The 23,631-nt window shown below is 63.2% G+C and carries 27 protein-coding genes, 1 tRNA gene and 1 pseudogene; 14 read left to right on the top strand and 15 right to left on the bottom strand.

Annotated features, from left to right (window positions below; all coding sequences use genetic code 11):
• Positions 1–407: thiamine pyrophosphate-binding protein (locus tag C481_RS08450; protein ID WP_006108757.1), on the bottom strand; the 407-nt coding region annotated here is incomplete at its 3' end.
• A 157-nt stretch (positions 408–564) separates the two neighbouring features.
• Between C481_RS08450 and C481_RS08445 the strand changes: the two genes are divergently transcribed.
• On the top strand, positions 565–852 hold the full coding sequence (locus tag C481_RS08445; RefSeq protein ID WP_006108756.1) for a DUF5789 family protein: 288 nt from the start codon (positions 565–567) through the stop codon (positions 850–852).
• Between the two features lie 9 nt (positions 853–861).
• Positions 862–1,569 (top strand): CPBP family glutamic-type intramembrane protease, encoded by a 708-nt coding sequence (locus C481_RS08440; protein ID WP_006108755.1) that lies wholly within the window; start codon positions 862–864, stop codon positions 1,567–1,569.
• A gap of 70 nt (positions 1,570–1,639) precedes the next feature.
• Here C481_RS08440 and C481_RS08435 read toward each other — a convergent pair whose 3' ends face one another.
• The 6 genes from C481_RS08435 to C481_RS08410 all read right to left on the bottom strand — a co-directional run bounded on the left by C481_RS08435 (position 1,640) and on the right by C481_RS08410 (position 6,447).
• Positions 1,640–2,767 carry a DUF63 family protein gene (locus C481_RS08435; protein ID WP_049904535.1) on the bottom strand — a complete coding sequence of 376 codons (1,128 nt, stop codon included), beginning with the start codon at positions 2,765–2,767 and terminating at the stop codon, positions 1,640–1,642.
• A gap of 85 nt (positions 2,768–2,852) precedes the next feature.
• Entirely contained in the window at positions 2,853–3,722 is an 870-nt protein-coding gene (locus tag C481_RS08430) for an inositol monophosphatase family protein (protein ID WP_006108753.1), read from the bottom strand.
• A gap of 181 nt (positions 3,723–3,903) precedes the next feature.
• Entirely contained in the window at positions 3,904–4,800 is an 897-nt protein-coding gene (map, locus tag C481_RS08425; protein WP_006108752.1) for a type II methionyl aminopeptidase, read from the bottom strand.
• A gap of 180 nt (positions 4,801–4,980) precedes the next feature.
• Positions 4,981–5,063, bottom strand: a tRNA-Leu gene (locus C481_RS08420).
• A gap of 272 nt (positions 5,064–5,335) precedes the next feature.
• Complete coding sequence (locus tag C481_RS23310) at positions 5,336–5,638, bottom strand: DUF7344 domain-containing protein (protein WP_006108751.1); 303 nt, start codon at positions 5,636–5,638, stop codon at positions 5,336–5,338.
• A gap of 131 nt (positions 5,639–5,769) precedes the next feature.
• Entirely contained in the window at positions 5,770–6,447 is a 678-nt protein-coding gene (locus C481_RS08410) for a helix-turn-helix domain-containing protein (protein ID WP_006108750.1), read from the bottom strand.
• A gap of 224 nt (positions 6,448–6,671) precedes the next feature.
• Here C481_RS08410 and C481_RS08405 point away from each other — a divergent pair, with 224 nt between their 5' ends.
• Positions 6,672–6,878, top strand: a complete 207-nt coding sequence (locus tag C481_RS08405; RefSeq protein WP_006108749.1) for a hypothetical protein — start codon at positions 6,672–6,674, stop codon at positions 6,876–6,878.
• A gap of 526 nt (positions 6,879–7,404) precedes the next feature.
• On the top strand, positions 7,405–7,728 hold the full coding sequence (locus C481_RS08400) for a carboxypeptidase regulatory-like domain-containing protein (protein ID WP_006108748.1): 324 nt from the start codon (positions 7,405–7,407) through the stop codon (positions 7,726–7,728).
• Here C481_RS08400 and C481_RS22150 read toward each other — a convergent pair whose 3' ends face one another.
• Entirely contained in the window at positions 7,729–7,884 is a 156-nt protein-coding gene (locus C481_RS22150; RefSeq protein WP_169331454.1) for a hypothetical protein, read from the bottom strand. It lies immediately after the preceding gene.
• Positions 7,885–8,007: 123 nt separating this feature from the next.
• Here C481_RS22150 and C481_RS08395 point away from each other — a divergent pair, with 123 nt between their 5' ends.
• The 8 genes and pseudogenes from C481_RS08395 to C481_RS08365 all read left to right on the top strand — a co-directional run bounded on the left by C481_RS08395 (position 8,008) and on the right by C481_RS08365 (position 14,897).
• Positions 8,008–8,499: a DUF309 domain-containing protein gene (locus C481_RS08395; protein ID WP_006108747.1), complete on the top strand. Its 492-nt coding sequence runs from the start codon at positions 8,008–8,010 to the stop codon at positions 8,497–8,499.
• A gap of 60 nt (positions 8,500–8,559) precedes the next feature.
• A pseudogene (locus C481_RS23305) lies at positions 8,560–8,862 on the top strand (succinylglutamate desuccinylase); the annotation flags it as partial.
• Positions 8,863–9,443: 581 nt separating this feature from the next.
• The gene (locus tag C481_RS08385; RefSeq protein WP_006108745.1) at positions 9,444–9,788 is read left to right on the top strand and encodes a glutaredoxin family protein; all 345 of its coding nucleotides are present in this window, start codon (positions 9,444–9,446) and stop codon (positions 9,786–9,788) included.
• A gap of 148 nt (positions 9,789–9,936) precedes the next feature.
• Positions 9,937–10,518, top strand: coding sequence for a DUF7110 family protein (locus C481_RS08380; protein WP_049904516.1), 582 nt, complete (start codon positions 9,937–9,939; stop codon positions 10,516–10,518).
• Positions 10,519–11,212: 694 nt separating this feature from the next.
• Entirely contained in the window at positions 11,213–11,386 is a 174-nt protein-coding gene (locus C481_RS21930; protein WP_161605629.1) for a hypothetical protein, read from the top strand.
• The gene (gene wecB, locus C481_RS08375; RefSeq protein WP_006108743.1) at positions 11,386–12,495 is read left to right on the top strand and encodes a non-hydrolyzing UDP-N-acetylglucosamine 2-epimerase; all 1,110 of its coding nucleotides are present in this window, start codon (positions 11,386–11,388) and stop codon (positions 12,493–12,495) included. Before C481_RS21930 ends, wecB begins: the two co-directional genes overlap by 1 nt.
• A gap of 122 nt (positions 12,496–12,617) precedes the next feature.
• On the top strand, positions 12,618–13,589 hold the full coding sequence (locus C481_RS08370) for a phosphoadenosine phosphosulfate reductase family protein (protein WP_006108742.1): 972 nt from the start codon (positions 12,618–12,620) through the stop codon (positions 13,587–13,589).
• A gap of 108 nt (positions 13,590–13,697) precedes the next feature.
• Positions 13,698–14,897, top strand: coding sequence for an AGE family epimerase/isomerase (locus C481_RS08365; protein WP_006108741.1), 1,200 nt, complete (start codon positions 13,698–13,700; stop codon positions 14,895–14,897).
• 30 nt (positions 14,898–14,927) lie between these two features.
• Here C481_RS08365 and C481_RS08360 read toward each other — a convergent pair whose 3' ends face one another.
• The 5 genes from C481_RS08360 to C481_RS08340 all read right to left on the bottom strand — a co-directional run bounded on the left by C481_RS08360 (position 14,928) and on the right by C481_RS08340 (position 19,270).
• A complete protein-coding gene (locus tag C481_RS08360) occupies positions 14,928–15,122 on the bottom strand; it encodes a DUF7333 family protein (RefSeq protein ID WP_006108740.1) in 195 nt (64 codons plus the stop codon).
• 96 nt (positions 15,123–15,218) lie between these two features.
• A complete protein-coding gene (locus C481_RS08355; RefSeq protein WP_006108739.1) occupies positions 15,219–15,968 on the bottom strand; it encodes a hypothetical protein in 750 nt (249 codons plus the stop codon).
• A gap of 119 nt (positions 15,969–16,087) precedes the next feature.
• Positions 16,088–16,930 carry an aldo/keto reductase gene (locus C481_RS08350; protein ID WP_006108738.1) on the bottom strand — a complete coding sequence of 281 codons (843 nt, stop codon included), beginning with the start codon at positions 16,928–16,930 and terminating at the stop codon, positions 16,088–16,090.
• A 104-nt stretch (positions 16,931–17,034) separates the two neighbouring features.
• The gene (locus C481_RS08345; protein WP_006108737.1) at positions 17,035–18,411 is read right to left on the bottom strand and encodes a geranylgeranyl reductase family protein; all 1,377 of its coding nucleotides are present in this window, start codon (positions 18,409–18,411) and stop codon (positions 17,035–17,037) included.
• Positions 18,412–18,523: 112 nt separating this feature from the next.
• The gene (locus tag C481_RS08340; RefSeq protein ID WP_006108736.1) at positions 18,524–19,270 is read right to left on the bottom strand and encodes a proteasome assembly chaperone family protein; all 747 of its coding nucleotides are present in this window, start codon (positions 19,268–19,270) and stop codon (positions 18,524–18,526) included.
• Between the two features lie 111 nt (positions 19,271–19,381).
• On the opposite strand from C481_RS08340, the gene C481_RS08335 reads away from it, so the two are divergent.
• Positions 19,382–20,290, top strand: coding sequence for an RsmB/NOP family class I SAM-dependent RNA methyltransferase (locus tag C481_RS08335; RefSeq protein ID WP_006108735.1), 909 nt, complete (start codon positions 19,382–19,384; stop codon positions 20,288–20,290).
• Positions 20,290–20,841 carry a DUF7122 family protein gene (locus tag C481_RS08330; protein WP_006108734.1) on the top strand — a complete coding sequence of 184 codons (552 nt, stop codon included), beginning with the start codon at positions 20,290–20,292 and terminating at the stop codon, positions 20,839–20,841. The genes C481_RS08335 and C481_RS08330 overlap by 1 nt, the downstream gene beginning before the upstream one ends.
• A 278-nt stretch (positions 20,842–21,119) precedes the next feature.
• Here C481_RS08330 and C481_RS08325 read toward each other — a convergent pair whose 3' ends face one another.
• Both C481_RS08325 and C481_RS08320 read right to left on the bottom strand, forming a co-directional pair.
• Positions 21,120–21,830: a hypothetical protein gene (locus tag C481_RS08325; protein ID WP_006108733.1), complete on the bottom strand. Its 711-nt coding sequence runs from the start codon at positions 21,828–21,830 to the stop codon at positions 21,120–21,122.
• A 145-nt stretch (positions 21,831–21,975) separates the two neighbouring features.
• The gene (locus C481_RS08320; protein ID WP_049904534.1) at positions 21,976–23,565 is read right to left on the bottom strand and encodes a DUF790 family protein; all 1,590 of its coding nucleotides are present in this window, start codon (positions 23,563–23,565) and stop codon (positions 21,976–21,978) included.
• Positions 23,566–23,631: the final 66 nt, after the last annotated feature.

The following is a 23,631-nucleotide window of genomic DNA, read 5'->3' as shown; positions in this document are numbered from 1 at the left end:
GAGACGAGATCGCCGCTCAGGATCGGCTCTTCCTGCTGGAAGTCCCGGCTGTGCGTCCCGGCGGTGAGCAATACCGGCGCACCCGAGATCTTCGCGTTGTAGAGGTTACCGAGTCCGTGTGCCAGACCGCCGGCGAGGTGGAGATTCGCGACGCCGAGCGGGAGGACGGCCGCGCGGGCGGTTCGAGTTTCACCCGGGGCTGCGTTCGCGTGGTGCCGCCGTCGCATCGCGTACCCCGCAGCAGCTCCGACCGCAACGTCCTCGTGGAGCCCGAGTACGTACTCGAGTTCGCTGTCGACGACCGACTGCATCAACGGGAGTTCGGTCGTTCCCGGATTCCCGAATAAGTGGGTCACGCCGTACGATTCGAGACTGTCGACAAGGAGATCGGCCCCCGTATATCCCATGTGAAAACCTCTCTCGATAGCGGCCTTATAGAACTATCGTGGGTTCGTTGACGTGTCCGGCCCCGGACGGCGGGCAATAGCGCGGAGAGACGTGCTGGCGATACCTATCGGGACCGGAAACGAAACCTTGAATCGACGCGCTCGCAAAGTTTCGGCTATGAGTGACGAGGACGATTCGGAGCCGGCCGTCGCGCTCGGCGAGCACACGCCCGTCGAGGGTGCGCCGCTCGCCCGCGTGAGTTCGCGACTGACCTGGCCGAAAGAGCGAAGCGAAGTCGACCGCCTCGAAGGCGACAGCGTCATCCGAACGCCTGCCGGCCCGAAAGAACTCTCGGCCGTCCTTGCGGACGTAGACGAGACGTACTTCCAGCGCCGACAGGAGTTCGAGGCTCACGTTCGCGAGGTTATCGGAACGGGACCGGTTTCGACAGCAGACGACGAGTAATAGTAATCCGTGGCAACTGGGGACGAACAACACGCAAGCGGACCGCTTCGATGGGTTCAGGAGCAGGGAAACCGCCTCTCCTGGGTTCAGAAATCACTGCTCGTCGGCGCTGCTCTGACGGTGGTGTGGATGCACGCCGTCCCCGGTGAGTTAGATCGCCGTGCCGTCGTCGATAGTATCCTCCTGATCGGCGGTCCGCTTGCACTCGGGCTGACCCACGGCCGACACGTCGGCTGGAACATTAACCGAGTGGCCGTCCGAAACGCCGTCCTGCTCTCGCTTTTCGTGCTCCCGTTCTACCTCGTCGGCTCGACGCTGCCGACGATCCGCGAGTTCTATCCGATGTGGGGGACCACCACCGCACCGGGCGAGTTCGTCCCGCATGCGATCAGGCTGTTCGTGCTCGCGTTGGCGGCCGAAACGTACTACCGCGGCTTGCTCTGCGTTGGGATTCGGGAAATCGGCATCAAGGCGGTGTTCATCAGCCCGATCGTCTACATGATTCACCACGCCTCGAAGCCACCGATCGAGTTCGTCCTGTCGGGGCCGACGGACGTGCTGTTCGGTGCGGTAGACTACGAGTCGGACTCGATTTTGCCCTCCGTCATCGCCCACGGAGCCGGGCTCGTATTGCTCGACTGGCTCGTCCTCCACGACCCGCTGTTCGATCCGACGCCGATCCTCGAACTCGTCGAGTGGCTGCCGGTGCCGTTGTAAGCACCCTCGAAATCCGTCCACGGCCGACTGAACTAGGTCTGGGCTGAACTCGAGCGGGTACGAGAGCGGGTCAGATACCGAACGTCGCCCGAAGCATGTCCCGCGTTCCGGGGCCGAGGCCGACCGCGACGACGGTGATCAACAGGAGGATCGCGTAGCGCGGACTCTCCTCGAAGATCGTGTCGTCGAAGATCCAGACGACGAAGACCGCTGCCGCGAGTTTGACGAGGAGGAACGGCCAGGCGTCACCGGTGACCGCGACGATGCTCTCGGGCAGAATCGAATCGGTTAGATCGACGACCGCCGCGTTGATCGGGTGTTTCGGGATCAGGTTACTGTCGTGGCCGAACGCTGTCGCCCAGTCGAGTCCGACGACGTTTGCGACGCCGTCGATCGAGTGTGCCCAGATGACGACTGCACCGATGAACTTCGTCCCGCGGTTGATTCCGGGAGCGAACCGATCGATCACGGCCCAGGTGATCGCCGTGGCGACGGTCGCACCGCCGAGGATCGTGAGCAGGAGCAACGGATAGAACTGCACGTAGTCCGTCGTCGCGGAGAGATACCCGAGGTAGCCGACCGTTCCGACGAGCAACGTCGTCCCGATTGCACCGAGTGGATACTCATAGCCCGACACGTAGTCGTTTCGCTCGAGCCAGACGGAGGCAACGACGGCTAAAAGCGCCAGGAAGAAGACGGTGAAGTAGATGAGCGGACTGATGATGATGCCCGACCACGGGAGCTGAATGGGAAGTTCGCCGGTCGCACGGTAGGCGGCGACGTTCGAGTCCTCCACGACGCGCAACGCCCCGCCGAAGAGCATGAACGGGAACAGGCCGTAGAAGCCGACCCGATAGCGTTCGATCTCGAGGCGGTCGATCAGGAAGACGACGCCGACGACGGACAGAATGAGCGTCGGAATGTAGCCGGCGTAGGAAACGAACGTGTAGCCGGGCGACGCCGTCGGTCCGGCATCGACACCGGCCTCACCGCACGGTAGCTGCTCGCCGCCTGCCCAGGCGACGCAATTCCACCCGTGGGCGTCCGCGACGACCGGCCCCCAGAAGTACTGCCAGACGATGTCGACGTACACTGGCTGGTAGAAGGCGGTCGCGGCGAGGGCCACCGCTGCGATGAGAGTGACGACGGTGAGGGCCCACACTTTCAACGGGCCGTACCGTTCGATCGACTCGTACATACCGGATATCCGTTCGAGCGAGCGCTTACCGTTTGCGGTTTCCGTCGTCTCCCGATCGCCACCGAACTCGCCGTCCGGTCGCCGACTACGCGGCGTCGATCTCCCGTGCAACCGCGAGCACTTCGTCGTGCAACGCGCCGTTCGAGGCGACCAGCCCGTCGCTATCGTGTCGCCAACGGTCTCCCTCGATATCGGTGACGACTCCGCCCGCCTCCCGGATCAAGCCGACGCCGGCAACGGTATCCCACGGGTTGGCTCGCCGATTCGTCACGACGCCCTCGAGTGCCCCCGACGCAACCATCGCGAGTTCAAGTTGCGCACAGCCGAAGCGACGCATGTCGCTAAACCGAGTGACGATCGCTCGCGTCGCCGCGGCGTACTGGTCTCGCCGGTCGGGCGGCCACCAGTAAGTCGGACACACCGTGCTCGTCTCCGGATCGGTTCGGTCGCTGACGGTAAGCGGATCACCGTTTACCGCCGCGCCGGCTGGACCGAACCGGTAGGTATCATCCAGGGCGGGACAGACGGTTGCCGCGCCGATTGGCTCTCCGTCGACGACGGCTGCGACTGCGGTGCCGAAGGCGCGGGTCTCGTTGACGTAGTTGTTCGTGCCGTCGATCGGGTCGACGATCCAGGCGGGCCCGGTGTCGGGAACGGTCTTTAACGCGTCGTCCTCCTCGCCGACGATAGGGTCGTCCGGGTACGCCTCGCGGATAACGTCGATCACGGCCGCCTGCGCGTCGCGGTCGGCCTGTGTCACGACGTCCGTCTTGCCGTCTTTGAACTCGAGTTCGAGGTCGGTGCGAAAGGAATCGAGGGCGACCGCCGCGCCGGCGGTCGCTGCGCGGGTGGCGAGGGTTGCGCGGTGGTCGCTGTCTATCTCTGCGTCCGTTCGTCCGTCCGCGTCCGGTTCCGGATTCACACCCGACTCGGGATCGCCCTGGCGGTCGCTCATTGCTCAGCAGTCCGGCGTCTGTCCTGATAAGCACTGGCGATTTGCGAGCGTCCCGTCCTCGCAACTCCCGGTGAGCGCTCAATAGACGAACCGTGTATCGCTTCCGGTCGATCAGCGTCCGACGGGGTCGGAGGCGCGCGCTGAACTCGCACTCACGTGGCCGCGGAGACGTGATTTCCGGTCATCGCGTCGTCACTGTGCAGCCGTTCGCCGTTACGACGGCGGTGTGCTCGGACTGACTGACCAGCGCTCCTCGTTCCGCTTTGAGAACGGGGTCGCTCTTGAGGACGCCCTTGCGCTCCAAGTTTCGAACGGTCATTGTGAGTCCGGATATATCGTACCAGCGAGTCGTAAACGGGAGATTTCGTCGCGTCTCGCGGAGCGTGTCGAGCAGTTTTCGGCCACGCCGATCGCGCACAGGTCGGTCGGCGTCGAGACGGAAAATGCGTTCGTCGCTTCCCTCCGTAACGCGACCTCGACCGGTGGTGGCGAACGTCTCGACGGCGAGAACGTCTCCTTCAGAAAGCTCGATTCCGTTGTCACTACCGGTGTTAGGGAGCATCGGATCCGTATGAGCGTCGTAGTGACCGAGACCGTGACCGGCGAGATTCACAACCGGGCGAAATCCGCGGTCTCGGATCGCTTGCTCGATACTGTGACCGACCGTCCCGGTGTGGACGCCGGCTTCGATCGTCCGAAGTGCCGCCGCTAACGCGGCGTCGCTGGCAGCAACGAGTTCGTCGTGTGTCCCCGAGAGATCGATCGTTACAGCGGCGTCGGAGCACCACCCGTTGACGTGGACGCCCATATCGAGCGTCACGAGATCCGAGTCGTCAAACGTACTCTCATCAGCCGTCGTCGGAATCGCGTGGGATGCTTCTTCGTTGACGTTGATATTGACGGGGAACGCTGGGTTCCCGCCGAGATCCCGGATCCGCGTTTCGGCGTGGTCAGCGATTTCGAATCGACTGACTCCGGGTTCGATTCGAGGAATCGTCTCGTCAAATACCTGCGAGAGTATCTCGCCCGCTTTTTGCAGATCCAACCACGCTTCTTCCGATAAGTCTCCAGGTGCCATAGTTTTTGCATCGATCCGCCCATACATAGCGATTCGTCTCAGAGTGCGTTTTACTCTCCAACGCGACTGTGTGATCGCTTGTCAAACAGGGCGTCAACGGACGGCAGCAGCTCCCGTTCTGTCGTCCGTCTGTGAGAATTTGCGAGGGCAAGAGGCTCGCTCTTGCCGCACTGTGGTGAGTGCGAGGGGAGGGGATCGAACCCACGAACGTCTACACGAGCGGATCTTGAGTCCGCCGCCGTTGACCGCTTGGCTACCCTCGCACGCATCCCGTTGTTCGAGGGTCGTCGGGTTAAACGGTCCGGTTTCGATTACCCGTCGCACCCGTCGCCGCGTTCACCGCGGCCCGTCTGGAACTCCGCCGACTATCAGCAGTTGGGGATCGTTTCGGTATTCAGAGTTGGTTGTGGAACTCGCGTTCAGTCTAGGGGATGTCGAGATCGGAACCGACCTCTGCCTATCCGTCTGTTGGCAGACATGGCGTGCGAGATAGAGAGCAAGAGTTCGGCAGAGTACGCTCTCATCTTTGAGAGCGTTAGAACGTGTTTTTAGGGATTTGTTCCCTGTTGTCGCTAAGTAACCGAACCACCGATTCAATCTCATCCCAATTTGGCCCCTTCACAATCGTTCCGTTATCCCTGTCCCACACGATGTACCCCATGTCGTCGAGTTTTGGGAGATGTGTGTGAGTAAGCTGTACCTCCAAGTCATCGTTCTCTCGCGCATCATTCTTCGCTACGGTCTCCGTTTGGCCCACTGGATTGTGATCCAATAGTTCAACAAGTATATACCGCCGCGATCGATCCCCAAGGGCCTCTGCAATGCGGTCAAATCCCATTCCGGTTCTCACGCACATACAGAGGCGTCCTAAACGCTTCCCTACGGTGCATGGTAGACAAAGTTGTTATTGAGGCAACTTATGCAGTACCCCTCACCAGTTCAAGCTGGGGGTTGAGGCGATCAGCGGTCCTATATTGGCTTGAACTCTTCTTCGAGTTCCTCCTCCATCGCGATGAGCGTGTTTTCAGTGAGTGTCTCGATCGCACGGCGGAGTCGCTCCGTGACGGCCTGATCAGAGACACCGAGGTCATCGGCCAAATCCTGCGTGGACATTCGCCGTGGGATCGAATAGTACCCCCCCTGAACAGCGCGCATCAGCGTTTCGCGCTGGGTTTTCGTCACCCCGTACCACATACCAGTTCCCGGACGGACGGGATTGTAGATGCGTCCGACTTCGAGGGGAATGTGGGCGTTCGAACAGTACTCCTGAAACTCACTGAGGGCCTCGTGTGTGGGGAACCGAATCTCGAACTCCCACATATTGGGCGTTCCGGTCGCGCTCAGGAGTTGTCCCTTCAGATCGAGGATCCCTTGGAAAAACACGTCACGGGATACATTCCAGTCCAGCGAATACAATCGATCGCCGTTGTGGCGCGTCACCTCGACGATGCGTTCGACTGACGGGTGATTCGAGACATTTTTCTCGAACGATTCTCGGACCTCGTCGCTCACCGAGAAGAACGGAACAGCTTTTTCGCCCAGCGGGACCATGTTCTCGAGTTCGATCGTCCCGCTGGCTTCCAATTCGAGGATCCAGCCGAGTTCAAATGAATTAGCTGGGATCCGAAGATGCGCAATGACTGCCATTCCTTGATAGAAATTGGGGTTCGAGACGGGTAAATATAGGCGGCTTGGTGTACCAACCTGCGCACACCCGGCTTGGTGTACCATGCAGAACGGCAGACCTATTGGTGTGGCGTCCTTTGAAAATAGTGGACCGAACGCCCTGCGCGAAGTGTGACCCCTGTGGTGTGGATGTGGTCGTGGCTTAGCCTCCATATCTTCGGGTCAAGGATCGTGGCCCATTCACCATGACACGCGATCAACTCCGTGACGTTTCGATAACCAGTACCAACGAATTCGAGGCCATACTTGCTGAGGCGGTGGAGAGGGCCATCGAGGCTGACGTAGATGTTCGTGGTGCCTGGGAGTTTCGAACGCGAGGATCAACGCACGACTGGGAAGTAGAAATCATCGAACTGGCCAAACACCTCGACAACGAAGACGACCGTGAGTGAGTCGCGGCGACTGGCACATCAGTTGACCCGCTGCTGCCAACCGACGGAACGATCTCTCTTCGATAAATGGGGCAGATAGAGGCTATCCCTTATCTAGGGAAACACCTTCTCCAAGCCGATCTGTTAGGGTAAATTGCAGAGAAATCAATACCGTCTCTAATTACGCCTTCACCAGTCTTGGTCCGATTACGGAGTCGGTCGTGCCTCCGTCACCGTCCGAGACCCGCATCTTGTATTCAACACGACTTACTCACCACCATCATTATTTGATCGCTGCCGCAGCGTTCCATTTGCACACGTAGTTACTGCACCGTCCGGTTCGATTTCGGCCATGTTTTAAATAAAGAAACTACGGTACTACCTACTGCTATCGTACTAACTGTACCGGTTTACACACCGATCACACAGCCCTCGTGCGATCGTGTGGGCAGTGACTTGGAGCGGCTACTCGAGACTGCCCTACCAGCCACCATCGCCCGTCACGGGCAGGGACCGTCTTTTTGGATAGTCTGTGTGTCCAAATACCATGGCGAACAGGAGACCACTCGTCGTCGAACTCGAGGATCGAGAAGCAACCGTCGGACAGCCGTTTCACCTCCGCGTTCGAAACTCCTCTCACCGCCCGATCGACGGAGCGACGATTACGACGATGACGGGATCGAAGCGGGCGACAACGGATGCAAACGGCCGCTGTCAGCTGACGTTTCGATCACCCGGCTTCTGGAAACTGCTCGTGATCGCTCCCGCAACCGACTGCGAGGCATACCGCCCCGCAACCGAACTCGTGCGAGCGGTTACGTCGTCCGCGACGACACAGCGTGCGCGACGAGCGCTCGTCTGTCGCGCGTAACTACGGCGTCTGTGGCGTCTTCGGGACCGTTGGCGTCTCCTCTTCGGACGAAGCGTCTGTAGACTCGGTCCGGCAATTCGGACAGCGATAGCCGCCGGAGACGTTCCCGTAGAGTCGCTCGCCACAACATTGACACCGTCCGTCGGGATGGATCATCTATCCGGACGTTAGCCGCAACCGGAATAAACACTTCGCTTACCTGATCGAATACGTGACAGTCGCGATTGCTTGCGGGGAACTACGAGTATACATAACTGTCAGCGCGACGGACGGCGTCATATGGACGAGCACACGAACGATCCCTCCGTCGACCCGCCTCCGAACGCACCGACCGGCTGGATCACGCGCGAAGATGGCGGCTGCTGGGAGCATGCGACGCTTCGTCGGGCGACAGTTCACGGCGTCCGGCTGTTCAACGACGGCGCGTTTCACGAGAGCCACGACTGCTTCGAAGCCGAGTGGTACAACTACGGCCGCGGCACGGTCGAAAGCTCGTTCTGTCACGGCATGGTCCAGGTCGCTGCGGGCGTCTACAAACGCATCGGGTTCGCCAATAACGATGGGTTGCGCTCGCTCTTTCGGACGGCACTCCAGTACGTTCAGGGCGTCCCGCGAGACTTCTACGGCGTGGATCTACTCGACGTACGAACCGTCCTCACGAACGCGATCGACACTCCGGAACGCGTCGACGAGTGGCAGATTCGCCTCGACAACGACTATCCCACCGCCGACCCAGCCGACTACGAGTTCGCTGCAGCGCTTGCGGACTAAGCGGTCGCCAGGTGGCGAAGATCGAATCGCCTTTGGGCTCGAAGCGGTAATGGATACCTAATGAGAGTTGCACAGCTCGGGTCAGGGACGCCGGAGATCGCGATTGTGGCCGGTGTTCACGGCGACGAACCCTGCGGCGTCCGAGCGATCGAACGATTGCTCGACGAACAGCCGACCGTCTCCCGGCCGGTCAAGCTACTCGTCGCGAACGAGAAGGCCCTGAAGCGACAGGTTCGGTTCGTCGACGAGGATCTCAACCGTGCGTTCCCCGGCGACCCCGACGCCGAGACACACGAGGGTCAACTCGCGAACGAACTCGTTTCTGAACTCGGCGACTGCCTGACGTTCTCGATGCATTCGACGCAAAGCCACGCCGACCCGTTTGCCATCGTCAACGAGGTCAACGAGACCGCGACGACGGTGTGTCCACAGCTTCCGGTCGTCGCGATGGTCGAAACGAGCGAGTTCGCCGAGGGACGGCTCTTCTCGACGGTCGAAACGATCGAGGTCGAGTGCGGACTACAGGGCTCGGAGACGGCGGCCCAGAACGCGGATCGGCTTACGCGAGCGTTCCTCACTGCCGTCGGTGCGTTGCCAGGTGATACCGTCCGGCGCGACCTGCCGGTCTTCCGACTCACCGACGTGATTCCGAAAAAGCGAGCGGAGAAGTACGAGGTTTTCGTCGAGAACTTCACCGAAGTTCCGGCCGGTGATCCGTTCGTTGCAGCGGACGGCGCCGAGCAGATCGCTGAAGAGGCGTTCTACCCGGTTCTCATGTCGTCGAACGGCTACCGGAACGTCTTCGGATACTCCGCGGAAAAAATCGACGTCCTCTCCCCGCCCACAACCGTCGATTGATTCCGCTCGATCACGACCCGCTCGGTTGCTCGGCGTCTGACCGAGGCGCAAGGTCTATCCCGCCTACCGACATAGACCAAGAAGACATGGACTTTCCACCGAACCAGGGCCTCGATCAGGAGGACGTGACCGAACAGGTCGAGACGGCCATCGACGACAACGAGGTCGTGCTCTTCATGAAGGGAACCGAACTCATGCCCCAGTGTGGCTACTCCCGCCGCGCGCTCGGACTCCTCTCCGAGCACCGCGACGAGTTCGAAACCGTCGACGTGCTCGAGTCGCTCGACGAGTTCCGCGTCGCACTCGAGGACCGAAGCGGCTGGGAAACGATTCCCCAGACGTACGTTGACGGCGAGTTCGTCGGGGGCTCCGACATTCTCGCTGAACTCGATGACCGAGGCGAACTGGCCGAAACGCTCAACACCGAGTGAATTCCCGATCCGGACCCCGTCCCCGACCTCGCCACCGCCGTCGCGGCGGACATTCATCCAACCCTGTCGCTGACGGTTTCAATGGCAGGTCATATAAGCCCGGCACTCGTACTAGGACCCAACGCCTGTCGCTGCACACCTTCCCACTATGTCAACAGAGGAATCCAGACACGTTTATCGGCTGCATTCGACGCTCGAATTGCCCCTCGAAGACCTTCGTGACCACATCGCTGACGCGACGTATCCGGACGGGATCGACGACGTAGAGATCACACGCCGGAACAACACCCTCATTCTGAAGGCCGTCGCCGAGGACCAGTCGGTCAGCAAGTACACGCCGACGGCCCAGCTCAAGGCCAGCGTCACCGAAAACCGCGTCTACGAGGAAGACCCCGACGAGCGGCGCAACTCCTTCCGCTGGGACGAAGAGGAAGAGGAGGAAATCGAATCCGAACTCGTCGAATTCGCCGCGTTCAAGGGCGACCGCGAGACCGTCCTCCAGAACTCGCTGTTGCAGTACGAGATGTTCCTCGTCCTCTGTGAGATCGCCTCGGCTGCCGAGAAAGGCACCCTCACGGCGATTTCGGAACACGACGGTGAACTCGAGGCGACCCGAATCGTCGACGGCGAGACCCGACCGGCGGATATCGAAGTCGTCGAAGGGCCTCGAGATCGTGGCTCCGGCGAGACGGGTGTTAACTGGCGCGATAACAAGTTTATCAGCGACTGACGGCGGTTCTAGCGGTGTTTCTCCGATCGGGAGTGACCGGTACCCGATCAATCGCACCCCCTGCTCGAGTTCAGCCGGGCCGTTACCAGCCCCGTTTTCGCCCGGCGGTTAGCGACCGTCCGATAGGTCGATCGCGCTCGGCGCTGTTCGGCCAGTACGTGTCCGGAATCGAAGCCCTCGTCGTCGGCATCGATGTCGAGTTCCGCCCAGCGGTCCCGCGATTCGTCCTCAGTTTCGGCGAGGAGCGCGACCGCCCTCCGTAGTGAGAGCAGGCGGAGCCGACATTACGCCGTGTGAACCCGTCGAGTTCGCAACCGATCACGTGCGGTAGTCGCCGTTTTCCGTCCGTAACCGATCCGTATTAACGGTTCGAGCGTCGGTTCGAGTTCAACCCGGCGCGGATCGGGGAGTCGTCTCGATGGCCGTTCGATCGCACGACGGTCTTCCGTTTCGGTCGGTCAGGTGGACCGAACAGTCATCGCGTCCGTAGTAGTTGGTTCATTCGATAGTTCACCTGCGGATAGCGTCGCGATACCCGTCGAATGGTCGCCCGATTTTCGATCGCGCCCTCGTCTCCCACCCATTCGAAATCAAGACTTTCAGGCGAGTCAGACGCTTCCTTTCGGTAGCGCGCTGATAACGATATGACTCGTCCCGGAAGTCGTGACTGCCATGATTCACGAGGTGATCCGACGTGCGCTGTCTCTTCTGTAACGCCCCGCCAGCACACGTCACGCTGTACACCGAGATCGGCTCACGGCCTGGTGCGTCGGAGCACGACGTCCTCGTGCAAAGCGACGAATCGGCAGTGGAGAACGTGACGCGGCGACACACCGGTGACGCCCGCACGGAGGTGACGGCGAACTAATGCACGTCTGTTCCATCGTCGGTGCCAGACCCCAGTTCATCAAGGCCGCGGTCGTCTCTCGAAAACTTCGCACCGTCGCCGACGAAACCCTGGTCCACACCGGGCAACACTACGACGAAGCACTCTCGGACGTCTTCTTCGACGAACTCGACATTCCCGAGCCCGAGTTCAATCTCGGCGTCGAGTCGGACACCCACGGGCGACAGACCGCGAAGATGGTGGCGGCAATCGAGCCCGTGATCGAAGAGACCGACCCGGATGCCATCCTGCTCTACGGCGATACGAACTCGACGCTCGCGGGCGCGATCGTCGGCTCGAAGCGGGAGGTCGCCGTCGCTCACGTCGAGGCCGGGCTCCGCAGTAACAACCGGTCGATGCCCGAGGAGATCAACCGGGTGTTGACGGACCACGCGTCAGACCTCTGTTTCGCGCCGAGCCGGGACGCCATCGAAAATCTCACGGCCGAGGGGATCACCGACGGCGTCTTTTGGACGGGCGACGTGATGTACGACGCCATCCTCGATGCGCGCGACCGATCGGTCGCGCAGTCGACGATCCTCGACGACCTCGGGCTGGCCGAAGGCGAGTTCATCCTGGCGACCGTCCACCGAGCGAGCAACGCGGACGCCAGGGCGAATCTCGCGGCGATTCTGGACGGCCTCGCGGCGGCACCGCTGCCGGTCGTCTTCCCGGCGCATCCGCGGACGGTCGATCGACTCCAGGAGTACGGGCTCTGGGAGCGTGCGACAGGTGAACTCGAGGTGATCGATCCCCAGGGCTATCTCGACTTCGTCCGGCTACTCGATGCCGCCGAGCGGGTGGCGACGGATTCGGGCGGCGTCCAGAAAGAGGCCTTTTTCCTCGAGACACGCTGCGTGACGTTACGGGAGGAGACGGAGTGGGTGGAGACCGTCGACTGTGGCTGGAATCGGCTCGTCGGCCCCGAACGGTCGAGCATTCGGGAGGCCGTGTCGGCGGACTGGCAGCCGGAGTCGACGCCGCGGCCGTACGGCGACGGGTTGGCCGGCCAGCGGATTATCAGCCTCTTACAGCAGCGCCTGGCCGACAGCGAACCGGACGAACGCCTCGAAGCGCCGCCGCTCGGCTGAACTGTGGATTTCGACCGGCAAGAAAGCAGTTCCGAGTGCGGTCGGTTCCGATCACAGATGGTGACAGAGGTTTCCGGTCCCCCAAAGGGTTTAATCCTGGTAATTATATGTAATTACACGCGATGACTGAGAACTTCCCCGATTACGTCGATGTCGATTACGACGACGGTACCGGCGAAGATCCGGCGGACTATCCGCACATCAACGACAAGATCGAAAAGGCGATCGAGGTTACCCGCCAGGGCCTCGAACAGTACGAGAATCCGGCTGTCATGTGGACGGGTGGCAAGGACTCGACGCTCGTCCTGTACTTCGTCACCCAGGTTGCAGAACGCTACGACCTCGACGTGCCGCCGGCGATTTTCATCGACCACTACCAGCACTTCGACGCGATTCACGACTTCGTCGACCGCTGGGCCGACGAGTGGGGTCTCGAAGTTATCTACGCGCGCAACGAGGACATCGGCCAGTACGTCGAGGAGAACGACTTGGAGCCCGGCGACGACATCCCCGTCGACGAACTCGACGAGCACAACCAGCACCACGTCGAAAATATCCTCGAGTACGAGGAGGACACCTTCCCGTTCCTGCTCGACACGTACGCCGGCAACCACCTGCTGAAGACGGTCGCGCTCAACGACGCCCTGGAGGAGCACGACATCGACGGCATCCTCTCGGGCGTCCGCTGGGACGAGCAGGAGGCTCGCGCCGACGAGACGTTCTTCTCCGAGCGTCACGACCCGGACATCTACCCACCCCACGACCGCGTCCAGCCCATCCTGCAGTTCGACGAGGCCGCCGTCTGGGAGGCCTTCTGGAATTTCGTCGTGCCCGACACCGTCGACGAGTTCCCGGACGACGGCTACGTCCCCGAAGGCAAGGACGACCTGCCCGACGATCTCGAGCCCGCCGACACCCCGGTCTCGCCGAAGTACTGGGAGGGATTCCGGTCGCTCGGCAGCGAGATCAGCACCGAGAAGACCGAGGACGACCCCGCGTGGTTGCAGGACCTCGAAGGGACGACCGAGCGCGCGGGCCGCGCCCAGGACAAGGAGGACCTGATGGAGCGCCTGCGCGACCTCGGCTACATGTGAAAGTGATGGCCTAACAGCGGCGACCCGCCCGCCTATCAACACGCTCCTATCTCATCCGCCGCCGCTTTCCCGGAGGTATATGGTGTCGGCCTCGGTACCCTCGGGCACGTGACGATCTACCGAACTCGAGTCGCCCTTCGACATCAATTCAGAGACGTTCTCAACTTTTACTACCCGGACTGTCTCGACACGCGCATCGGCGGCTACGTCGCCCAACTCGACGAACGGGACGGCCACGTCTACGACGAACGCACCCGACACCTCGTCGCCACGGCTCGCGGCGTCCACAACTTCAGCCTCGGCGTCCTGGCCGACGGCCCCCACTGGTGTCGCCACGCCGCCGAACACGGCCTGCGCTTTCTCTCGACGGCCCACTGGGACCCCGCTACCGAGGGGTACGACTGGCTGCTCGACGGCCGAACGCCGACCGACCGAACGCGGTACTGCTACGGCCACGCGTTCGCCCTCCTCGCGAGCGCCCGCGCGCTCCAGGCCGGGATTCCCGGCGCACGCGCCGAACTCGAGCGTGCCTTCGCCGTGCTCGAAGATCGCTTCTGGGAGCCGACTCACGAACTGTACGCCGACCAGGCCGCCCCGGACTGGACGCGAGTCGATCCCTATCGCGGGCAAAACGCGAACATGCACGCCTGCGAGGCCCTGCTCGCAGCCTACGAGGCGACCGACGACGAGCGCTATCTGGATCGCGCGTACACGGTCGCCGACCGGTTCACTCGGCAACTCACGCGGACGCACGACCTCGACGGACTCCTCTGGGAACACTACACCGAGTCTTGGGAGCCCGACCGGTCGCATAACGCCGACAATCCGCGCCACCAGTTCCGCCCGCCGGGCTTCCAGCCCGGCCACCACGCCGAGTGGGCGAAACTCCTCGCGCTGCTCGCGGACCACCACTCGGCGGACTGGCTCCTGTCACGCGCACGCGAACTGTTCGACGCCGCAGTTGAACTCGGCTGGGACGACGAGTTCAGCGGGCTCTATTACACGGTCGAGGCGGACGGGACGCCGATCGTTCCCGACAAGTACGGCTGGGCGCACGCGGAGGCGATCGGCGCGAGCGCGCTGTTGAGTCGGGAGGACGAGACCTATCTGTCGTGGTACGACCGTCTCTGGGAGTACGCGGAGTCGCACCTGATCAATCCGCGGTACGGCAACTGGTACGAGCGGCTGCCGCGCGGCCACGATCGCGACGGGCCGAACCGCGGGACGGCGGTCGAGCCGGGCTACCATCCGCTGACGAACTGCTGGCTTGCGATGGATGCCGTTGCGGACGACGCGGGTGAGAAGTGAAGGCGGTGTCGACGGCGGACCGCCGGGGACTCAGTTCGTCGCGCGGTACTCGCCGTGTTTGACGCCGATCGCGAGCATGATCGCGCCGAACACGGCCATCGACGGCGTGACCATCATCAGGATCGTGTCCGTACCCATACTAACCGGCATCATCACCATCGCGGCCGTTCCGATGGCGACGATCAGGACGAACGCGCCAACCGTCTTCGGCAGGTCGAGTGCCATGGTCGGTACTCGGGACTGGATCGGCCTAACGTTATCGAAACTGACTGTTCGTTCACCGATACACAAACGGGTGCCGATTCTCCGAATTACGGAACCTCACTCGGAGGGCCGAACCAGGTTCGCCAGCGCCACGACGCTCCCGAAGAACCAGCCGAGCGGGAACGAAATGCCGACCCACATCGCCGCGTAGGCCGCTCCTTCGAGTTCGTAGTTCGACCGCAGGAACTCGTTGAGACCGCCGACGTGGAGGACGTTATCGAGCGCCCAGGCGGCGAACTCGTAGCTGGGTTCGAGGATGGCGCCCTCGAGCGAGGGGGTGACGAGGGCGGCGACGACCGGCGGAAGGAACAGCGCGGTCATCGCGAACGGATAGGCGAGGAACACGGAGACGAATCGCCCGCCCGCCTTCGAGAACCCGGCTGCAAGCGCCGTCGAGATGGTTGCGACGGCACTGGCGGCGGCGATTGCGATGGTCTCCTCCATCGGGAGTTGTAGGTGCGCAACGACGGTTAGCGTCCCCCAGACGACGAGGGCGATACCGGTAACGCCGACGATGCCGAGTCGCGTCCGTGTCGAGTCGAGTTTCGCCGCGTAGTAGCGGGTTGCAAAGCCGAGAACCGTAAGCGGATACATGACGAGCAGCCCGATCGTTCCGAGCACGCTCCAGAGGTAGTAGGCGCTTTTCTGTGGAAGCGTTTCGGGTTGCCACTTTCCCATGACGGAGTGCCCCCGGCCGCGCTGTCGCGGGAAGACCAGTTCCATCCAGGCACCGTGTAACTGGGTCAGGTCGGCTCTGATCGCGCCGACGATCCCCCCACCGCCGCCACGTTGCGTACGAGTTGACATACGTGAGCCAAAAAACTGACGTACCGTAAACTTTCCTCCTTTTCTGTGTTTCCGCTTTCTCTAGACGAATAGAACTCGAGAGCGTCTCGATCCGATAGCCCGAAAGCGAAACCCGCGTGTCAGTTCCAGGGACCGAACTCGGGATCGACCTGGCGACTCGTTTCGTCGATCGCGTCGATCGCGTCGATGTCTTCCTGCTCGAGTTCAAGCGTCAGGGAGTCCCAGTTGTCTCGAATGTGTGCTTCGCCGGTCGCCTTCGGAATCGCGGTGATTCCCTTCTCGCGCAACCAGGCGAGGCTGACCTGCGCTTCGCTGGCATCGTGCTTGTCCGCGATATCTTGAATCGTCGACTGCTCGAACACAGCACCGCGGGCCAGCGGCGAGTAGGCGACGACTTCGACGTCGTTTCGCTCGCAGGTTGCGCGGATCTCCTCCTGTGGCAGCAGCGGGTGGAGTTCGACCTGATTTGCGAAGATCGGCGCGTCGCAGACGTCGATGGCTGTCTCGACCTGTTCGGGGAGGAAGTTACTGACGCCGACGTTCTCGATTAGCCCCTCATCGTACAGTTCCGAGAGGGCCGACAGCGTCTCTTCGGCGTCGTACGTTCGGGACGGCCAGTGGACGTACAGCAGATCCAGGTAGTCGACGCCGAGGCGGTCGATACTCGCGCGAGCGGTCTCGAGGACGTCGTCGTGGGAGAGGTTCGAGAGCCAGAGCTTGGTCGCGAGGAAGACGTCCTCGCGGTCGACGTCCGCTCGGGCGATGCCCTCGCCGACCGCTTCCTCGTTGTCGTAGGCCTGTGCGGTGTCGATGTGGCGATAGCCCGTTTCGAGCGCCGTGCGGACGCTCTCCGTACAGGCTTCCGAGTCGTCGTTTTGCCAGGTTCCGAGTCCGAGCATCGGCATGCCGTTTGCGGTCGGACACGTCTCTGGATCGATCGTATCAACGTTGTCGGCAACCATGTGCGAATCAAGGAACGGAACGCGAAAATGGGTTTGGGTTGCGGATGAGTTGTGACCACCAGGTACACACTCACACCGGCGTCGAATCGCCGGACTAAGTCGGGTTAGTACTTCGGACTGGCTCCCGTAATATCGTACACCTGGTCCAGCAACGCATCGCGTTCTGCCTGCCAGGCGTCGAAGTGACCAGGGCTGTCGGGATAGCTGTCGTACACGTCCTTGAGCGAGCCGGCGGCCCGCTGGACTTTGTAGAGTTCGTACAGCGTTCCCCAGTGGCCGAAGGTCTTCATGACCGTCTTGAGCTTGAGCCCGAAACTCATCTCGGCGGTTCCCTTCTTGCCGATCGCGTCGACGAGCTGTTGACCCGGAATCGCGGTGACGACCGAGACGAGTTCGCCGAGGTCGTGGGCGGTGCCGAAGATGTTGTAGAGGTCCATCGCGGCGAAGCGCTTGCCGAAGTCGGTCTGGACGCGCCGGTTGTACTCCCAGAGGGCGGCTTCGCTCACGTCGCCGTCCGAGATCGCGTCGACGGCGACCTTCGCGGCCCAGTGGGCGGCCTTTGCGGCACCGGGGATACCGCCGCCGGTACAGGGGTTGACGTGCCCCGCGGCGTCGCCGACGGCCACGTAGCCGGGGTGGACCGCCGAGTCGTAGGGTCGCCGCGTCGGGAGCGCAGCGCCGAGTTTGTTCTTGACCGTGGCGTCTGCGAACTCGGCGCGATTGGCGATGTCGTTCTTGAGCACGTCGACGAGTTCGAGCGGTTCCTCGGTCATCTGGAAGCCCAGGCCGGCGTTGATCTCGGTCGCCGAGCGCGGGAAGTACCAGAGGTAGCCCAGTTCTTCGGTGGGTTTGAACACGAGCGCGTCGTCCCACTCGACGGGCTCCGGAACCTCGAGCACCTCGCGGTAGGCCGAGCAGAACTGCGAGTAGTTCACGTTCGTATCGAACGTCGAGGCGGAGAGGTCGGCCTTGTCCTGCAGGACCGAGAGCGCGCCCGCGGCGTCGATGACGACTTCGGCCCCGTACTCGAGGGGGTCGCCGTCCCTGACCGCGGTGACGCCCTGCACCGTGCCGTTCGGTTGAACCACGTCGTTGACGACCGTGTTGTAGTGGATGTCGACGCCGGCCCGAGCGGTCTCCTCTAAGAGAATCTGGCCGTACTTCCAGCGGTCGACGACTCCGCCCGTCTCGTCGAACGGGATCTCGATCGTCTCCTCGGTCTCGGGATTTTCGAAGACGGCGCGTTCGATCCCCTGGTTCGTAAACGCCTCGTCCTTGAGCCGCTCGCGATCGAGGACGTCGGGGAACGAACTCTTTCCTTTGATCCCGTCGCCGCAGGCGATGTATCCCCCTTCCTCCTCGCTTTTCCGTTCGAGGAGGACGACGTCGAGCCCTTCTCGGGCGGCGGTCGTCGCAGCGAAGCAGCCGGCAGTCCCCCCGCCGACGACCACAATATCGTAGGCCTCCGTAGCCGAAGTCATCTCTGTTCCCGTCGAAGGGTATCAAGAATAAAAAATACGTGGGAAGTGTTTTGATGCCGTCAGAAGGACGGAATTCCCGATTTCGGTCCGAGACCGAGCAGCCGATCTATCGTTACTGGTACATTCGAAGCGGCTGCGCCTGCGTACTCTGTTCCTGGCCGGCGGCTTGCATCTGCTGCGCGAGTTGTTCGCGCTTCTCGCGAATCTCCTCGGCCCGCTCGACGAGTTCGCGCACGTCGACGGAGAGGTCGGCGAGTGGAGCGATGGCCTCGTCGAGGAGGACGCTCGCGGCCTCGGGATCGGGGAACTGCGGACTGCATTCGACGACGAGGCCGAGACTGTCGTAGTCGGCCTGGGCGGCGTGGTTGATGAGCGCGCCGGTGGGGCCGGTAACCACGCCGTCTTCGGGAGGAACGTCGATTTTGCGGTCGTCAAGGAGGGGAGCCGCGTCGCCGGTCGCGATGCCGTAGAGGTCGGGTTGTCGGCCGTCGTCGCGTTCGGCCGGAAGGCCGCTGAGATAGAGCGGCGTCGCCTCGTGGTCGACGATCCAGTTCGTTATGCACTGAGCCACGTCACCGAGTGCTTCCGATCGAATCGGTGCATCGCTCTGGAGAGCGAGCAGGTCGTGGTCTTCGCTGACGTAGAGGCGAACGGGCGGGCGCGCCGTCCGGTCGCCGCTGCGGTAGACGCCGACGCGGGGGAGTCCATCGCAGTGGACGCTCGCGTAGTAGCGCATATCGAGTTCGTCCACGAGGTGGTCGGTCGCGATCTTGCCGACGAGACCGATACCGGGAAAGCCCTCGACGAAGGTGGGATTTTCGAGCGTCGCTTCGTCCCCCTGCAGGCTGATTCGTGCCATGAATTGGCAGACACGGCGGATCGACATAAAAACGACGCCGACTTCTGACAAACGAACGCGATGGGACGGCCTTCGAAACCCACAAACGCCGGGCGTTCGAACCGGGTGCTAATGGAGCCATTCGAGCGGTATCGACCGATTATCGACGACTTTGAGGCGTTTCTCGCGGCCTGCGAGCAGCCGCTCGGCAACGCCGTTCGCGTAAATACGATCAAGGCCTCGGTCGAACGCGCGACGACCGCCTTAGACGAGGACGGCGTCGCCTACGATCAGGCCGACTGGAACCCGCGCGTGCTTCGCCTCGAGACGAACTCGCCGGGATCGACGTGGACCTCGTTCCACGGCTTCACCCACGGTCAGGAGGAGGTTTCGGCGGTCCCGCCGATCGTTCTCGATCCCCGACCCGGCGACCGCGTCTGGGACTGCTGTGCGGCCCCGGGTGGGAAGGCGACCCAGATCGCCGCGCTGATGGACGATCGCGGGACGGTCGTCGCAAACGACAGCAATCTCGGTCGCATCTCGGCGCTGCGGTTCAACGCCGAACGCCTCGGGGCGACCAGCCTCGCCGTGACGAACGACGACGCGCGCAACTATTCCCTGCAGCGGTTTCCGTTCGACGAGTTCGACCGCGCGCTCGTCGACGCGCCCTGCTCTTGCGAGGGGACGATCCGGAAGAATCCCGACGCGCTCGACAACTGGTCGCCGGACCACATCAACTCCGTCGCGGGCATTCAGAAGGGTATTCTCCGCCGCGCGCTTCAGGCGACCCGCGAGGGCGGCACCGTCGTCTACTCGACGTGTACCTTCGCACCCGAGGAGAACGAAGCCGTCGTCCAGCACGCCCTCGAGACGGAAGACTGCCGCGTCGTCGACTTCGATCTCGGTCTCGAGTACGCGCCCGGCCTCACCGAGTGGGACGGCGAGACGTTCGACTCCTCGATCGAGCGGGCCGCGCGGATCTATCCACACCACAACGATACGGGCGGCTTTTTCGTGGCGAAACTGGAGGTGACCGCCTGATGAGCGACGACCCGAGCGACGAGCAGCCGGACGGCACGGAACATGAACTCGAACAGAACGTCGGCCAGCGGTTCGGCCGGCTGCCCGAAACCGCGGCCGAGCGAACCGTCGAGGGCCGCGTCAGCCGCGCGGAAGTGCTCGAGTTCTTCGCGGATCGCTTCGCCGTTCCGCCGGCGACCTTCGACGACTATTCGTTCTGGGAAAAGGGCGCAGGGAAGATCTGGCTCTACAGCGGGGAGGCCACATCGCCGCTGGAGATCGAGGCCATCGGCATGACCTGCCTGCGCACCCGACAGGAACACTGGAAGCCGACCACGGACTTCGTCCAGCGCTTCGGCCACCACGCCAGCGAGTGCGTGATCGACTTGGATCGCGAGCAAGCCCGGCGCTTCGCCGCGGGCGAGGACCAAGCACTCGCGTGGGACGGCGACTGGGGCTACCTGATCGCGGCCCACACCGTTGCGGGCGAGCGCGAACCGCTCGGCGTCGGCCTGTACGTCCACGGCGAACTGCGCTCGATGGTGCCGAAGGGACGCCAGCGCAACCTCTAGTCGTCGCCGCCGGTAGATTGTCGCGTTTTCGGCGGTGCCGCCCACTCGGCCAGTCCGTGAAAGACGGGTATCTCGCCCCCCGCTCGGTCGTACTAACCGCTGGGTCGCCGGTCGTCCTGCCGTTTCCCGCTGGCCCACACCCGCCCGTTCCGGTGCTCCCCGGCGTCGAACCGGGCCTTCTTCCGGGACCCATCGTCTTTCGCGCGATCGGTCTCGTGGACCTCGATCGCACGGGAGCCGAGAGCCGAGCGACGAGCGACTGGCCGTCTAAAAACGACTCAGCCGCGGACGGCACCGTAGAGCGCCCGCAGCGTTGTCGGGCCGTTCTCGAGCGCCGCCGCCGGAAACCGTCGTCTCCCTCCCGCTAACGCGAACTCGAGCGCCCGCGTCGCATCGTCGAGAACGCCTGCACCGTGACCGACGAGAACTCGATCCGGCTCGAGTTCACGAAGCGAGCGGGGCGGGTCGAGTCGGCGAAACAGTTCGAGCCCGATTCGCTCGTCGCCGACGGTGTAGGGATCGGCGGTCCCCATCGATTCGGGGACGTACAGGGTGTTGTGTTCGTCCCAGTACAGAATCGCCTCGTTCCACAGCGGAATCGGCTCGCACCGAACGGTTCGAACTGCCGTGTCGACCGATCCCTCGTAGCGGCGTACCGGCACGGCCGTTCGCTCGTCGACCCGTCCCATCCATTCCGGGACGAACACTGAAGCGTCGTACCGGCGCGCGAATCGATCCGCGTCGCGGGTGTGCCAGTTCGAGCAAATCGCGACGCCCGCGACGTCGCCCTCGCGCTTTCCGACGAACTCGTCGAGCAGGTCGTCGACGCCGGGTGCCCAGAGGGGATCGAGCAGCCAGATGCCATCGGCACCGACGACCGCGTGACTCGCTCGGCGGCCGCCTTCGTCGGGATGGGCCAGCCAGCCGACGCCGTCGTCCCAGCGATCGATCTCCCGGAACTCGTCAGAGCCGCGTCGATCGTATATCACATTCGCCTCTCAACTCGAACGATACTAACCGTGTTCGGTCCCCTCCACGTTCGGGGTAAACGAAAAACCGGTCCGATGGGTGAAATCGGCGACTGCCCGGCCCCTCGTTTCTCCCGTCGGGTCGCCGATCCAGCGGCCGTTCACCTCATCGCTCGACGACGGTGCCGCCGCGTAACCCATCCCACTCGACCCGATAGCCGAGTTCAGCGAGCGCCGCGCTCGCGTCCGAAATATCGCGTTCCGCGAGGATCGACTCGGCCTCCTCGAACGCCAGTCCCGACTCGAGTTCCGCGCGAAGCGCATCGAGCACCGCGGGCCGGACGAGCGTTCGCCCGACGAACTCGTGGTCCGGATAGCGCTTGTCTGCCAGCGCGTCCGTGCTGACGCCGTGGCGCGCCGCGAGCGCCTCGAGCTCGATCACGTCTGCGTCCGGCGTGAATTCGTCCGGCAGATCGGCCGCGCTCTCGCGCACGAGGTCGGTCTCGTACTCCCGAAGCACGTCGACGATATCCTTGAGGCGAACGGTGCCCGAGTAGGGGATCGCCCGGTGGTCTCGCGTCTCGATCTCCTCCCCGACGCCGAGCGATTCGTCGACGGCGACGAGGAGGGCGACGTCTTCCAGGGTCTCGAGTTGGGAGAGCTTCTTTTCGACGTATTCGGGGGTCCAAAAACCCATGATCTCGAAGTAGACGCGGAAGTCGCCGCGGTCGCCGTCTCCCGCGTCCGACGAGTTCCCGCGGGCGCTGCCAGCGGGACGATACTCGAACGCGAAATCGGGGATCATCACCCGCGTCCCCGTCGCGAGGGGTTCGGGCTCGCGCACGAGATCCCAGTCGAGGTTGACCCGTGAGAAGCGAGCGGCGAAGTCGGCCTCGACGCTGCTATCGAAGGTCACGTCGGCGACCGGTTCGGCGTCGGGGACGCTCACGGGGTCCTCGTGGGAGAGCGAAAGCGTCCGCTCGGTGCCGCGGTCGTCGATGGTGGCTTCTAAGTGCCACTCGGCGGCCTTCGCGATCGTCCGCAGGAGCCGCGCGAAGCGGGTGCCGTACCGCCGGGTTGCCCGGAAGAGGTGCGTCGGGCCGGTGACGANGGTGACGACGATCTCGCGGTTACTCGCGATGTCGCCCGTCGTCCCGGCCGCGGCGTCCGGGTTGTGAATTTCGTACATCAATCGCAGCCGCTTGATCGCCGACACCAGCGCCTTGGGATCGTTCGAGCGCACGCGCACCTCGGTCGCGTCGAACAGCGCCGTCTGAGCGAGCGAGAGGTTGTACTGGGCGAGCAGGCCGTCCGGGTCCCAGCGGGGCTCGACCGATGCGAGGACCTGCCGATCGTCGAGATCAGCGTACAGCGCGTGCTCGAGTTCGTCCGCCGAAAGCGAGAGCGACTCGCCGGCGCGGATGAGCGCCATCGCGCGTTCGTCCCGGTCCACGACGCCGACGGACTCGGCGGCCTCGAAGGCGGCTTTGCGGGCGCGTTCGGGATCGATCGCAGCGTCGGTTTCGAACGTCGACTCGCGCTCGACGAGCGCCGACAAGCCGCGGACGCGTTTGAAGTCGTCCGAATCGCGCTCGAGGTCCGCGAGAGCCGACTCGAGCGTCGCCCGCCGCTCGCCGACGTGGCCCTGATAGGTACCGATGACGCGGGCTGCCAGCGGGCGGTGCTCGCGCGTCGCGAACTGCGGGTGAAAACCGCCGCCGGCGCGGGAGACGCGCAACAGGTCCTTCGTCAGCATCCAGGTGTTGTTCCGGGCGAGGATACCAAAAATGGCGCGGCTGCCGCGACCCCGTCCGACGAACTC

The organism is Natrialba asiatica DSM 12278 (assembly GCF_000337555.1).
Classification (GTDB): Archaea; Halobacteriota; Halobacteria; order Halobacteriales; family Natrialbaceae; genus Natrialba; species Natrialba asiatica.
Note: the sequence above shows the minus strand (reverse complement) of the source record. Positions and strands in the feature narration are given on the sequence as shown.

Coding starts and splice junctions, on each gene's coding strand:
- C481_RS08345 (WP_006108737.1), bottom strand. CDS start 18,411: ATGACTTCGGCTACGGAGGCCTACGATATTGTGGTCGTCGGCGGGGGG.
- C481_RS08360 (WP_006108740.1), bottom strand. CDS start 15,122: ATGGCACTCGACCTGCCGAAGACGGTTGGCGCGTTCGTCCTGATCGTC.
- C481_RS08370 (WP_006108742.1), top strand. CDS start 12,618: ATGACTGAGAACTTCCCCGATTACGTCGATGTCGATTACGACGACGGT.
- C481_RS23310 (WP_006108751.1), bottom strand. CDS start 5,638: ATGGGATTTGACCGCATTGCAGAGGCCCTTGGGGATCGATCGCGGCGG.
- C481_RS08395 (WP_006108747.1), top strand. CDS start 8,008: ATGGACGAGCACACGAACGATCCCTCCGTCGACCCGCCTCCGAACGCA.
- C481_RS08350 (WP_006108738.1), bottom strand. CDS start 16,930: ATGGTTGCCGACAACGTTGATACGATCGATCCAGAGACGTGTCCGACC.
- C481_RS08355 (WP_006108739.1), bottom strand. CDS start 15,968: ATGTCAACTCGTACGCAACGTGGCGGCGGTGGGGGGATCGTCGGCGCG.
- C481_RS08335 (WP_006108735.1), top strand. CDS start 19,382: ATGGAGCCATTCGAGCGGTATCGACCGATTATCGACGACTTTGAGGCG.
- map (WP_006108752.1), bottom strand. CDS start 4,800: ATGGCACCTGGAGACTTATCGGAAGAAGCGTGGTTGGATCTGCAAAAA.
- C481_RS08430 (WP_006108753.1), bottom strand. CDS start 3,722: ATGAGCGACCGCCAGGGCGATCCCGAGTCGGGTGTGAATCCGGAACCG.
- C481_RS08330 (WP_006108734.1), top strand. CDS start 20,290: ATGAGCGACGACCCGAGCGACGAGCAGCCGGACGGCACGGAACATGAA.
- C481_RS08380 (WP_049904516.1), top strand. CDS start 9,937: ATGTCAACAGAGGAATCCAGACACGTTTATCGGCTGCATTCGACGCTC.
- C481_RS08400 (WP_006108748.1), top strand. CDS start 7,405: ATGGCGAACAGGAGACCACTCGTCGTCGAACTCGAGGATCGAGAAGCA.
- C481_RS08405 (WP_006108749.1), top strand. CDS start 6,672: ATGACACGCGATCAACTCCGTGACGTTTCGATAACCAGTACCAACGAA.
- wecB (WP_006108743.1), top strand. CDS start 11,386: ATGCACGTCTGTTCCATCGTCGGTGCCAGACCCCAGTTCATCAAGGCC.
- C481_RS08435 (WP_049904535.1), bottom strand. CDS start 2,767: ATGTACGAGTCGATCGAACGGTACGGCCCGTTGAAAGTGTGGGCCCTC.
- C481_RS08445 (WP_006108756.1), top strand. CDS start 565: ATGAGTGACGAGGACGATTCGGAGCCGGCCGTCGCGCTCGGCGAGCAC.
- C481_RS08340 (WP_006108736.1), bottom strand. CDS start 19,270: ATGGCACGAATCAGCCTGCAGGGGGACGAAGCGACGCTCGAAAATCCC.
- C481_RS22150 (WP_169331454.1), bottom strand. CDS start 7,884: ATGATCCATCCCGACGGACGGTGTCAATGTTGTGGCGAGCGACTCTAC.
- C481_RS08410 (WP_006108750.1), bottom strand. CDS start 6,447: ATGGCAGTCATTGCGCATCTTCGGATCCCAGCTAATTCATTTGAACTC.
- C481_RS08385 (WP_006108745.1), top strand. CDS start 9,444: ATGGACTTTCCACCGAACCAGGGCCTCGATCAGGAGGACGTGACCGAA.